We start from the raw sequence: 11,956 nt of genomic DNA, 5'->3' as shown, positions 1-11,956 counted from the left end.
GTCGCCTTCACCGGTTTGGACTTCACCGGCCAGTCGATCATCCGTGCCTCGGCCGGCAGCCAGGTCCGGTGGTTTGCAGGTTCATCAATCGTTTGTCTCGCGGTCACCGGCCGCAAGCATTTCCATGGTCTTGTATTGCCGGAAAAACCTGCGGCTCGGGCGAGCCGGGAATCCTGCCCATCGCTCTCCTGCGGGCACGTCGCGCGTGACGCCGCTTGCACCGGCTATCTGTGCGCCGTCGCCGATCGTCAGATGAGGAGCAATTCCAGTCTGGCCGCCTATTGCAACAAAGCTCCCGAGAGTTGCGGATCCGGCAATTCCCACTTGCGCGGCGATGAGGCAGTGCCTGCCAATCGTCACGTTGTGGGCGACTTGTACGAGGTTATCGAGCTTCGTGCCTTCGCCGATGAACGTGTTACGGGTCGACCCGCGATCGATGGTCGTGTTTGCGCCTATTTCGACGCAGTCCTCAATAATGACGCCTCCGACCTGGAGAATTTTTATATGTCCGCCTTTGTCAGGCACGAATCCGAAGCCGTCCTGCCCGATCGATACGCCTGGATGGACAATGACGTGATTGCCGACAGTTGCGTGCGCAATGATAGCGCCGGCGCCGACCGAGCTGTGGCTCCCGATGGTGACGTCCGGGCCGATCACGACGTTTGACCCGATATAAGTACGTTCACCGATCCTGGCCCGGGGACCGATCACTGCGCCGGGATCGATGGTAACCCCGCAATCGATGATGGCCGAAGCATGAATCGTGGCGTTTGGAGAAATGCCGTCGGTCTCGAAAAGTGACCCCGGGATAGCCGCTCCTGGATAGAGCAACGCGAGGATCCTTGAGTAAATCAAATACGGCTGAGGTGTCACAAAAGAGTAGGTCTCCTTTGGAACGGATGCGCTGAAGCGCGGGGAGACGAGACAAGCGCCCGCATTCGTCTGCCTCAAGGCCTCAAGATACTTGTGATTGTCCATATAGCTCAGCTCGCCGCGGCGCGCTGTCTCGAGCGCTGCTCCAGCCGAAATGAGGAAATCCTTTGTAACAAAAAGCAAGCCCGCGATGCCCGCGACCTCACTTGCAGCGATCGTGCGCTTAGGCACGAAGAAGGGAATTTGACCGGTCATGACCGACTCCAGTGCGGGTATCCCCTCGACCCGAGAGACGGCTTCTCCGCTGTAGACCCGACAGCTGGTTAGCACGGCTTGGGAACATCAGAAATGGCGAAGGTGTGACTGCGGCGTGGTCGTTACTTGGTGCACGCGTGACGGTGCAGAAATCGTTTGCGCAGATTGCTGACCTTGACGCGTGCCGATGCTGCGCCAACGTAGACGCCGGTCGAGATGATATGCTGAGCCTCGGCGCGAGCGGCTGCTTTTGTTTGGAGCGTCAATGACGCATGGGCGATACTGGCAGCGTTCGCCTTACTGGGCGTTTTGGTTGTGCCATTTGCGTGGAAGGCAGCCCTCGACGGGCAAGCAGAGGCACGGTGAATGTGATAGTCACAATCGGTGGCTTTCTCGGATCGCGGAGCAATCCAAGATCGGTTCACGCGGGTCGGCGCGAACAGCTGTGGAGCTCCATCAAACTTGACCATCGCTCCTCTGTAAGTATCTGATTTCATTAATACTAAGACGATGACGCTTTGATCAGATGACCGGCGGATTACGTAAAGTTTGGCCGCCATATCTGAGTTATTCGAAAAAAAAGCTCCCCGAAGGGAGCTGTTGAGAGAGAGCCGTTGGTTCAGTTGCCGAAGGGCACATCGGAGCGACGGTAGAATGTAGCTCCAACTCCGATCGTCTCCTTCGCTGGCAAAATCCCTTGTGCGGTTAGTTCTGCGCGAAGTTGCGACAGCTGGCGCCGCATCGCACGAGCCAGATTGAAAAGGGTGACATACTCGGCGTTGAAGCGCTCAATGTCGTCGGTCGAGAGTACCATCTTTTTCCGACCTGACAACGGATCGACATAGCAGGTGCCTTTAATGAGGCCGCGGTCAGCGATCCGGCGAATAACTGGCGGCGCGATTTTCAAGTACGTACCCGCTTCAAAGGCGTGAACGCCAATGGGAACCTGCCGGGCAAGAAGCTGAGACACATCTCCAGGATTCACTCGAATAGACGCGACCCCGCGAACGTCGTTCCGGGACCCGACCCAAGGCAGCTTGCGGTCCAAAATGAACTTTACAATCACGGAAATCGTGCAGCGATTGCGTGCAGAAGCGTCCATGAGACACACAGCATTCGCGCTATCAGAATCCACAGGCTGCGCATCCACGAATAAGCGCCTGACAAAATCATCGAGTTCGACGATGCTATACCGGTCACGTGTGGCATCGCTCTCGGTGCATTGGCGGCTGATGATCTTGTCCTTCCGCAGGGTGTTCATCACATTGGCGGTTACGTTGATGCGTTTCTGAGCCTCCGCGAGAGAGACGCTTTTAACCATGTGATCCATCAGGCGCTCCGTGGTGGGCGCGTCGAAAAGCATGTCGCGTAGATTCCCCGCGTGCTCTTTCAGCAGCCCTTCATCCGTTAGAATCTTGATAACGGTGCGATCGCCCTTATCGTATTTCTTCTGCAGCGTAAGAATGGAATGGAAGCGTCGGGACGTGACAGGTGTTCCGAAGATGTCATCACCCGGTCCCATGGGGAAGTGAGACATGATATGTTCGGTGAGAATATCCCGGACGGGATTATATGCCGGGTCGTCCATGAGCGTCAGCCGGGAATAAAGCCGCCCATAGATCGGCGCTGGTCCGGCAGTCTTCTTTCCGGCAGCGTGCCGCGACTGCAATTGGTCACGTTTGAGATCCGTTAGAAATGAAAGAATATCGCTAGGCCCACCGTTCACAATGTCGAAACCGATTTCTCCGGCTGAGTATTTGTTAGAATCGTAGAGACTGAAAGGAGTGGTGGAATCGCGAAATAAAGCCATCGTGCCGAACAGGCGGGCGGTCTGCTCAGCCGCATAGAATGGCAGTCCATCGAGCCAACTTTCCGCTGGCTTTTCATTCAGGCGGTCAAGCAGATAGCCTTCCAGTCTGGATGGGCGGCGAGCAACGGCGGTCTTGACCAAGGCGGAGATATCATCGAGACCAGAAGCCGCAGCCGGCGACCAATCCTGGCATTCACATTCGGGCAATTTGTCCGCAATCGTGACTAAGGCAATACCGTGCTTCTCGCATGTTTCCACGGAATTGAGCATCCACTGCACGCGGCCGTACATCGCCACTGAAGATGGGAGGTCCGAGCTTGCGACGTCGTGTCTCAGACACTCCGGGCAGGCCTGGACGCGCGCCCGGCGTACTGAGTTCAAATCGAGAAGCTGTCCCTTCAGCATAATGCGATCGCCCACCGTTCGCGAGCCGCAAGCGTTCAGATCAGCGACCGATACGCCGCTGACGGCAGCCAGCGTATCAATCGCGGTCTGATCGCCCCGTTCCACGCCGTTGAAGGTGAACCCCATATCCATGGCGAACGGACGCGCTTTCATAAAATTGCGTGCCGCAAGGCGGGATAGGAAGTAAACCGGTGGCTCGTCCGGCATGATCGGCAGCCGCAGCGCGAGAGGACTAAACATTATTTCGACCGCTTATTCCTGGGTTTCGGGAGAGAGTCCGGCACGTCGATGTTCTTCTTTTCGAAGATTTTCGAACAATCGATCCCATGCCAGTTCGGCGCGATAAACGGATTGCGGTTCGCAGCGAAGGCCGTTTTGCGAGCGAAGGCGGTCGCATAGTGATCCACGCTCAGGCAATTGGCGCCGCACTGAAGAGCCTCCTCGATTGCGAGGTGCGTCAGGACGATCGAATACCCATAAGCGTTGAGGCTCGCGTGGGAGAGGCGGGCGATGAAGTCAGCTTCCTTTTCAGCCGTCTCCCTCCAGCCGTCGAAGACCTGAGCGGATCGGCGACCCTCCGGCGCTGCCGTCTCATCACCTTCGACAGCCTCCCGGAACGGAGGGCGCAGTTTCGCTTCTTCGGCGTAGGTCTCGACCATATCCAGCAACTCGCCATGCTGCTCGAGGGCGACACTTGCGAACGGAACGATTGTGGTGCGCCGGAAGAGCTGAGGATCGTGGTGGATGAAATCTTCCAACGTGGAGACGCCCGAAATGATCACCGTGATCCGGTGCTTGTACATGGCGTTCTTCAGGGTGTCGGCCATCTGCTGCAAGTCTTTGTCGGGCATGTTGTGGACGACATGCTGCATCTCATCGAAATGCACGATGAATTTCCGCATGTGATAAAGGCGTTCGAAGGCCATCTCCCACAGCCGGTGCGTCGGCAGGTCGCGCTCGACGCCGTACCCGGTCGCGCGCAGCAGGGTTCGCGCGAGCTGCATCGAAGTGCAAGGGCTTGGTACTGCTACGCTGACCAACGGAGATTTGGAGATCGGGTTCTTATAGTCCTTGAGCACCGGATGGGTGTCGAAGAACCGTTCCAGGGAGCGCGACTTGCCCACGCCCGTTGGGCCAATGAGCACAAGGCCGCTTCCACGAGCGCGGTTGAAGAACGAAGGTGGTTCGGTGACATCCTCGCGCTGAACCGCCTTTCCGATCAGTAGCGTCAGTTCTTGCGAAAGCCGGTCATCCCTGTCGTTGGGCAAGAATTTCGCCCGGATGGTCTCCATGAGCGAGAAAAACTGACCTGCGGCAGCGGTGGCCTCATGGTGGAGGCGGGCGACCGGGTCATCGTTGAAGTCGGGAAAGGCGTCGTCGGGCATCTGGATTCCATTTCTAAAATTGACCGCCGCGCTGAATGCGCGGCGGTGACTGTTGTGGAGCGCGTTAATCCTCGAGCTTGCGCTTCCTGCGAGGCTCGCCACCGATGGAGGTAATCGGCAGGATGATGGGCTTGTCGCTCGTCACGGGAATCCCGTTGCCGAGGATGTCGCCACTCGGTTTTTCGTGGGAGCGTTCGTCGCGGACGATCTCGAATCCGAGCAGCAGGTTGTCTTCAGTGCGGTTGATCTCGTCAGCGCTCGGCCTGGGGGCCGAGATGGCGGTGCGGCGCATCGCATCCTCCGCGATGCCGGAGATGGCCCGAATAGCGTCGTGAACAATGTGCTCGTAGATGCGAGCGCCAGCGGCATGCCTGGCCCGCAGGTCTGCGATGGCGTCCTGCCACGTGCTCAGGTCCACACCGCGGACGGATTCACGAATAGAAGGCACCACATTCCAGCGATCGTTGAACCAGACGGAGATGTGTCCGATATCCGCGGGGTCGAAGCGGATGTTCAGGTTCACGTCACCTGCCAAGCGACGGAATTCCTGAATCTCATCCGACTGGTAGTCGTTGCACTGAACGCGAATGCCGCGTCGTTCCAGCTTGCGCTCGAGCGGCACCCCAAAAATAGCCCGCCGTTCATGGACATTCGGGCAAGGAGCGATACCGTACTGGTCCGTGAGGCGCTTCCAGGCATTGTACGGCGTTTCGCCCATCAGACCTTCGTGCGGGGTGTGATGGTAGACATCGACCACCCAGCGAACAAAGATCTGCGGCAACTGCGTGGTGAGCAGCGACGCACGCTTGTGGGCCTGGTACTCGCCCTTATCGACTACGTTGTTGAACGCGCGGCCGGTGAAGAAGGGCATGAGGCCCGTGTGGATGGAGCCGAAGATGCGCTCGATATGTCCACGGAGATACGAGATGCCCGCAGGAGCGTTTTCGTACACAGCCTTCAGTCCGGTCACCGCCTTCCGGAAGCCCTGATCGATGAAGGGCCCTCCAGCGTCGGGGGAATACAGGCTGCCCGGGCCGCGCTGGGGCCAGTCGGATTTACAGCCAGCCGCAAGTGCGATAGCGCTCTTGTCCGAGACGCTCATAGCGAGCGCCGCGATGGCATTCTGCGCGTCGGCCCTACGCGAAATGCGGAATCCGAGAACGCAGCGGCTAGCAACGTCGAGCACGAGGCAAAGCTTGAGCCGTTCGGCCTTCAGCTTCTTAAGATCCTCATCACTGATGCCTTCGGTCAAGCCGAGGTCGTTGGCGATCGTGTGAAGCGGGATCGTGAACTCGTCGATCTGCACGTGCTGAAGGGGGCGCACGACATCAAGGCCGGTACCGACCATCACGAACTTCGCCCGCGCGCTTGCCACGCCATGGCGGCTTGCATAGACCTCGAACTGGTTGAGCTTCAGGATCTTGCGGCGCAGCGTCGCCTTGGCCGGACAGATGAATTCCGGCAGTCCGCTTGCCACGCGCTTCTTGTTAAGCTCAGCGACATCCGCTTTGAGCAAATCATAGACATGGCTCACGGAGGGGCGGCTTAACTGGCAATAGCTGACCGCGGCGTGCTTCGTCACCAACTTCTGAATTTCGGAGTCCAGGCTGGAAATCGGGTTACCGCTGAAGCGATGGCGGGTGCGCAGGGACAAGGCGTCCCGGGACCCGCTTTCGTACGCCTTCAACCAGCGACGAAGCGCGCGAGGCGACGGATAACGTTCGGGGCATTTGTTCTTCTCCTTCTTCTTGCTTTTGTCGAACCGGTTGTCCTGATCAACCAAGGCCAGGAAAGTCTCGCGCATGACGCGCTTGATGCACTCGTCCGTGCGCTTGACCGACTTGTCGGCAGCTTCGCGGAGCAGGAATTGGGTCACGTAGAATTCGCGGCGGATCAGTTTCTCCGCTTCGTCATCGCGCAGATCGCTGATGTCGTTCACGCCAGCGAGCAAACGTGCATGAGCGCGAGACTCCTGGTGCCAGTTCTTCTCGATGCTCATTTCGCCAGCGTCGATCAGCTTGACGATTTCGTCATGCGTGAAGTGCTCGTGCAGATCGACGTTCTGTCCGAGGCGAGCGAGCACGTAGCCAGAGTCGTCCTGACGGACAACGCGGCGCTCGCTGTTCTTGAGGATGATGCGGTCGAGTTCAGAGATGAGGATCTTCGTCATGTCAGTCTTCCTTCCAAAAAATGGGCGCAGGGGGTCGATGCGTCAGCATGGTCTGCTGACGCCTGTTCTTGTGACGGGGCGGGTGAGGCCTAGTTCGTGGATGCTTCGGTCGGACGGACGCCCGTGCGAACGTAGGTGTCGTAGGTGATGCGTTCATCGCGCTTCACCTGAACAAGCACTTGGGAAACGATCAGGCGGATGATCGAGCGGAAGCCCATCGCACCAAGGCCGCTTGCCTTGACCAGATCGGCGATGCGCACGGTGCCGATCATCTCCGCCGCCAACCGCGTAATCGCCTCATCATGCTCGGCGACAGGGAAGCGCAGGAAGTCGAACGCCATCGTTGCGTTGTAGCGGTCTGCGTAGCTAAAGTCGGCATCGGTCACCAAATGCACCGCCTTGGCAGTTCCCGGCGGGAGCTGTTCCGCGATCTGCCGGAAAATGGTCTTGATGCCGGAGCTGACCACGAGTGCAGCGGGCTTCACGCCGACATATTCCCAGCTTTCGTCGCGGTTGATCACGCGAAAGTCGAAAGTGTGATGGCGAAAGGAGGCGCCATCCCAGTAGGTCACAGCGGGCGGCTGTTCTTCGATCGTCAAAGTTTGCGGGCGCAGCGCGAGCATAAAGAAGACCATAAGTTCAAGATGGCTTTCGAGATGGACGACGCGGTTCTGATAGATGGCGAAGCCGCGGCAGATTTCGCGCGATTTCAAAGCGGGAATACGCGAGGCGCGGGATGCTTCGGGCGGGACAGAGTAGTTCACGGTGACCTCCAGACGGACCTCAAGCGTTCCGGGAATCGATTCCGGCTGACTTGAGTGCTGATTTCGAATTTTCGGCGGTTGATCGAAGACGCGTGAAGTCGCGGATTTGGCCGCGACGTCAGCGGGCTATGAGGTCGTGAGGGATGGAATCGATCACTGCAGTTCTCCTGAACCGAACCCGGAGGCGTCGGATGATGTCGTCCAGAAGATGTTCTTCTGGAACGGAGCGATTGAACGAACAGCGCCGCAGCGCCGTGCGATCAGCCGAATATCTTGGAGAAGGCCGTGGAGGTGAGGGGAGTGCTGTAAAGGGAAGCGCGAGCGATAGTCATAAAAGTCGGCCTCCTCTTTCTCGGATCACCGTGGTGATCGCAGGGCACTCAAGTCCGCGAGAGCGAACGTGGCCAAACAAGTCGTTGTCTGGTGCGCCTGTACCTACTGGATCCTGCTTTTGGTTGTCAAAGATCTTATCGAAAAGCTGGGAGAGGTTATCGAAGATGGTTAAGTTCGATTAAGTCGCTTGCCGCAAACTTATCGGAAACTCTGCGCTACTTCGAGAAGCGTCGGCGCGATCCGCCCACAATCACACGTTTTCTTCGCGTCTCAGGGAGCCATTAAGACGATGAACTATCAGGGAAATCGCGGCCGTCATTTGATCTAAAGCGCATCATTGAAGGCAGAAGGCCCCATGCGCGCAGTGCTCTGTCATCGGCACATCTGCCGTATCGACTAGGGCGAGCGACACCTGATTGGGCGACACGGTGGTCCTGCAAATGCGACGTCGAGCTTTCAGTTCGACGCGTCCGCCCCTGACGGCTGAATGCGATCGTACAATTGAAGTTACGACGAGCGAGCGATGTGCTCAGCGAGTTCGTCTGCATTCATAACGCACGTAGCCTGCAGCGTTTCGACGATGCGCCTTAGGGTGGCCTTCTCACGCGAGAGAATGGCTTCTGCCTGATTGAAGCATTCCCGTAACATGACTTCGACCCGACTGCGCAGTCTTCCATCGCATTTAAGGCGCTGCGAAAGGTCTTCGTGCCTGTTGGACGTCAGGTACACGAGGCTTCCATCCATTCCGAATGAAGCGACCATGGCTGTCGCGATCATGGTCGCCTGATGCAAATCAGAGCCGGGTGCACTTCCCCCGAAGTCACCAAACTCGCCGATCAGGACATGCTCCGCAGCGAGTCCGCCCAAGATTGTTGTAATGATAGCCAGGTAGGTCTTCGGCGTTCTGTCGAACCCGGGAGTATTTCGGTGAATGGTGTGCCCATGGCCCATCCTGGTCTCGCTAATTTCGCGGAATACCTTGATTTCCACGGGCACTGCTCCTGCTTCATCACGCAGAACGTAGCCGACAAGTGCGTGCCCGGCTTCGTGAGTGCAGGCGCGAAGGAACGATTCCTCAGAGAGGTTTGCGCGCGCAGGCAGAGACGCGGTCAGGTCCGAAGGGGCCATCTCCCGATGGTTTGTTCTGGCTCGACGGCGGGCGTCGCGAACAATCTGCTCAATAACGGCACCTGTTGCGCCCTCGAGACGGGCAGCGACGCCGGTCAGGTCCGCTGCCGCGATCGCATCGCCAAGGTGGTGTCGAAGAATTCCCAATCTCGCGGCCGTGTCCGGGAGAGAAATCTGCAAATGACGCCCGAGCCTCCCGGGTCTCAGGAGGGCGTGATCGATCCGTTCCGGATAGTTCGTCGCTCCGATGACGACGACACCGGTGCGCTTCTCGACGCCGTCGAGACATTCCAGAAGTGCGTTGATGACCTCAGAGCAATATTGCTCGTGATTGAGTGAGAGGCGATCCCGGCTTCCGAAGGCGTCGAATTCGTCAAGGAACAGGATGCACGGAGCATTTGCGATCGCCTGATCGAAAGCGGCGCGCATGGCGGCTAGCAGACTTCCCAGATGGCCCTTTGCCTGCCACTGCGCCAGGGAGTGGGCGTACAGAGGGACACCGCAGGTCGCTGCCAGGCATTGCGCGAAGAAGGTTTTCCCGGTGCCGCTGGGTCCGCTCATTAGCGCGCCTCCATCGACGTCAGCCCAGGTGATGCTTCCGGCCTTGTACGCGGCGAGATCCGACACCAATGCCCGTCCCCAGTCGGCGGCTTCTCCGTATCCGGACAGAGTATCGATCGTCTGGATGCGCGCGGCGTTTTCGACGGACGACCTTTGCCGTCCCAGAATTTGGACGACGTCCGGCAATCGACGGCCGCGTTTGACGATGGCGCTCAGCATGCCATCCTGGATGGTGGCCGCGGCCTCGACCACACTGGTTGGAGCGGAAACGCCCATGATTGCCCGGAACGCGGTCTGGATCGCGGTGTGATCGACGCTCTCCAACGCAACGATGCGATCTGCAGCTGCGAGAAATGCGTCCGAGAAATGCTGTTTCTCAGAAGCGAAGCCGAACAAGATGTGACTGTCGACGAGCGTAGCGTTAACCGACTGAGCATGCCCTTTCGAGTTCGAGCCTTTCTTGGAATCGAACAGAAGATGGTAGGTCTGCCTGTTGGAAGTGAGGTCGTTCAGCAGATCGATGGCAGCGCTGTGGATCCAGGCCGTAGCGACGGATTGCGGGACAATGAATCCGACCGTCGCCATTCTGCCTTTGAGCACGTGCTGCATCCCTTCTTTCCGAAGAGCGCGAACGATGAAACGGCGGGCGATCAGGGTGCCTGCGTTCGTCTGGGGTGCCTGCCTGCGAGGGTAACGTCGTCTCAAGGAATTGTATTTCGGTCGCTTCATGGAGCCTCCAAGGATGGTTGATTTTCAAAAGGATTGCGGGAAATTGCCGGGGTCGCCGACCGGATCCTCGAGCACCTAGAGGCGGGAGAGGGTCCGCGCGTATCCGACGGCAGGCGAATACAGCCACAACCCCGAGGTCCTGTTGGTGCGGCCGTCCTTGATGCTCGGATGACCTGTGACGGTGCCGGTGAGGCACGGCTCCGGCCGGGATGCGAGTTTCCAGTTCCTGAGGACGGGTGCGCGCTCGAGCGCTCTTCGGCCTGGGTGCTCTCCGTTTCTCGCAAGCTCGAGGGCTCGGATGAGCGACTTCAGACGCTCAATTTCGATACCAATTCTTGCATTAGGGGAGTTGTCTTTGATGATGAACATGGCATGGCTCTCGTTGGCCACATCGCACAGCGACGCCTGGAAGCAAGACACGCTGGTGTCCGGCCCGAGCATGGCACTATCGATCTCTACGTCGATGAAGCGCCGCAAAGCTAGATCGGTTGCGAAATTGATCGCGATGCGTTTGATCCGAACGTGTTCGTCGGCGCTCCTGGGGCTTGGAGGCGTCTTCTACGAATAAGTAAGGCCTTCGATGCTGAGCCAGAGCTTGCTCAGCCTGCGGCAGCAAGGATCGAGGTATGCGCGACGGCGCAAGCCGGATGCTATTATGATCCCCGCCGTGTCATCTCCTTCGATAGCAAATGCGAGCACCGCCGACAGGGCGACGTCGATATCGGGATGAGAGATTTCGCGCCGCTTCATGCGATCGAGTGCAACGCCGATCGCGGTCGTGATTTCAGCAGTAATGCCGTTCCGCCAATCCGTCTCGCTTCGCCGGACCGAGCCGGACACCGCTCGACGAAGGATGTCCGCGTCAGCATCGCAGAAATGGAGAGGAGGGTGCGTCCTCCACCATTTCAGGACCCAGTCTCGCTCGAAACCCGCCGGGTGAGCGATGACAAATGGGAGCGATGCTTTCCGGGATGATTGGACGACAGGACAGTGGGTCTGCAAGGCGACGATCATGAGATTGCCTCCCGGTAGGGATTTGATGAACGTTTGCGGGGTGAGATCATGCGTTGGGCGCGGTATTGCGCCGTGGGTCTAGAAGTCGGCAAAGAGCCAAAGATCACTGTAAAGAGCGCAGCACGGGTCGATCTTTGCGCGGCGCTGTAGGACCCAGGAGAGGAAGATCGCGGAAGTGGGCTTCCCGAGCAGGGCGTTGGCGAGCGTTGCCGAGACGGCCAGGTCCACTTCAGGAGCGTCTATGGGGTGGCTCTTGATCTGGCGGAGGCAAATGTGCATTGCGACCGTTTCATCTCCTTCACCATCGCCTAAGATTGCGCGAAGCCAACAGTTCTCACCGTCCAACCGGCTTCCACTCAGTGCAAATCGTATCGAGGCCGAATCCTTTCGGCACATTTGATCCGGTCGTCTCGTCCGCCAGTAGATCAACGGCGAAACGGCGTCCGCCGGTCGATCCGAAAGATGGGCCGGATGAAGTTTCGTCAACTTGGCCGTGAAAATGCCGTTCGGGATTGCCGAATGCATGTCG

10 protein-coding genes are annotated in these 11,956 nt (G+C 58.5%); all 10 read right to left on the bottom strand.

Going from position 1 to position 11,956, the window contains the following annotated elements; all coding sequences use genetic code 11:
• Positions 1-84: 84 nt before the first annotated feature.
• Positions 85-1,128: a UDP-3-O-(3-hydroxymyristoyl)glucosamine N-acyltransferase gene (gene lpxD / locus AB7951_RS14390; RefSeq protein ID WP_120290339.1), complete on the bottom strand. Its 1,044-nt coding sequence runs from the start codon at positions 1,126-1,128 to the stop codon at positions 85-87.
• A 122-nt stretch (positions 1,129-1,250) separates the two neighbouring features.
• Positions 1,251-1,688, bottom strand: coding sequence for a hypothetical protein (locus AB7951_RS14385; RefSeq protein WP_441255873.1), 438 nt, complete (start codon positions 1,686-1,688; stop codon positions 1,251-1,253).
• A gap of 59 nt (positions 1,689-1,747) precedes the next feature.
• Positions 1,748-3,583, bottom strand: a complete 1,836-nt coding sequence (locus AB7951_RS14380) for a TniQ family protein (RefSeq protein WP_441255872.1) — start codon at positions 3,581-3,583, stop codon at positions 1,748-1,750.
• Positions 3,583-4,728 (bottom strand): TniB family NTP-binding protein, encoded by a 1,146-nt coding sequence (locus AB7951_RS14375; RefSeq protein ID WP_441255871.1) that lies wholly within the window; start codon positions 4,726-4,728, stop codon positions 3,583-3,585. The genes AB7951_RS14380 and AB7951_RS14375 overlap by 1 nt, the downstream gene beginning before the upstream one ends.
• A gap of 64 nt (positions 4,729-4,792) precedes the next feature.
• Positions 4,793-6,898, bottom strand: a complete 2,106-nt coding sequence (locus tag AB7951_RS14370) for a Mu transposase C-terminal domain-containing protein (protein WP_441255870.1) — start codon at positions 6,896-6,898, stop codon at positions 4,793-4,795.
• A gap of 89 nt (positions 6,899-6,987) precedes the next feature.
• Positions 6,988-7,611, bottom strand: coding sequence for a hypothetical protein (locus tag AB7951_RS14365; protein ID WP_441255869.1), 624 nt, complete (start codon positions 7,609-7,611; stop codon positions 6,988-6,990).
• Positions 7,612-8,502: 891 nt separating this feature from the next.
• Positions 8,503-10,413 (bottom strand): AAA family ATPase, encoded by a 1,911-nt coding sequence (locus tag AB7951_RS14360; RefSeq protein WP_441255868.1) that lies wholly within the window; start codon positions 10,411-10,413, stop codon positions 8,503-8,505.
• A 75-nt stretch (positions 10,414-10,488) separates the two neighbouring features.
• On the bottom strand, positions 10,489-10,890 hold the full coding sequence (locus AB7951_RS14355; RefSeq protein WP_441255867.1) for a hypothetical protein: 402 nt from the start codon (positions 10,888-10,890) through the stop codon (positions 10,489-10,491).
• An 81-nt stretch (positions 10,891-10,971) separates the two neighbouring features.
• The gene (locus AB7951_RS14350) at positions 10,972-11,427 is read right to left on the bottom strand and encodes a hypothetical protein (RefSeq protein WP_441255866.1); all 456 of its coding nucleotides are present in this window, start codon (positions 11,425-11,427) and stop codon (positions 10,972-10,974) included.
• A 78-nt stretch (positions 11,428-11,505) separates the two neighbouring features.
• Entirely contained in the window at positions 11,506-11,952 is a 447-nt protein-coding gene (locus tag AB7951_RS14345; protein ID WP_441255865.1) for a hypothetical protein, read from the bottom strand.
• Positions 11,953-11,956: the final 4 nt, after the last annotated feature.

It is taken from the genome of Tardiphaga sp. 285_C5_N1_2 (assembly GCF_052076065.1).
Lineage (GTDB): Bacteria > Pseudomonadota > Alphaproteobacteria > Rhizobiales > Xanthobacteraceae > Tardiphaga > Tardiphaga robiniae.
The sequence above is the reverse complement of the archived record's forward strand: the minus strand, read 5'-3'. Positions and strand labels throughout refer to the sequence as shown.

Excerpts from the sequence above, each read along its gene's own strand:
- lpxD (WP_120290339.1), bottom strand. The coding sequence starts at position 1,128 with ATGACCGGTCAAATTCCCTTCTTCGTGCCTAAGCGCACGATCGCTGCA.
- AB7951_RS14385 (WP_441255873.1), bottom strand. The coding sequence starts at position 1,688 with ATGGCGGCCAAACTTTACGTAATCCGCCGGTCATCTGATCAAAGCGTC.
- AB7951_RS14380 (WP_441255872.1), bottom strand. The coding sequence starts at position 3,583 with ATGTTTAGTCCTCTCGCGCTGCGGCTGCCGATCATGCCGGACGAGCCA.
- AB7951_RS14375 (WP_441255871.1), bottom strand. The coding sequence starts at position 4,728 with ATGCCCGACGACGCCTTTCCCGACTTCAACGATGACCCGGTCGCCCGC.
- AB7951_RS14370 (WP_441255870.1), bottom strand. The coding sequence starts at position 6,898 with ATGACGAAGATCCTCATCTCTGAACTCGACCGCATCATCCTCAAGAAC.
- AB7951_RS14360 (WP_441255868.1), bottom strand. The coding sequence starts at position 10,413 with ATGAAGCGACCGAAATACAATTCCTTGAGACGACGTTACCCTCGCAGG.
- AB7951_RS14350 (WP_441255866.1), bottom strand. The coding sequence starts at position 11,427 with ATGATCGTCGCCTTGCAGACCCACTGTCCTGTCGTCCAATCATCCCGG.
- AB7951_RS14345 (WP_441255865.1), bottom strand. The coding sequence starts at position 11,952 with ATGCATTCGGCAATCCCGAACGGCATTTTCACGGCCAAGTTGACGAAA.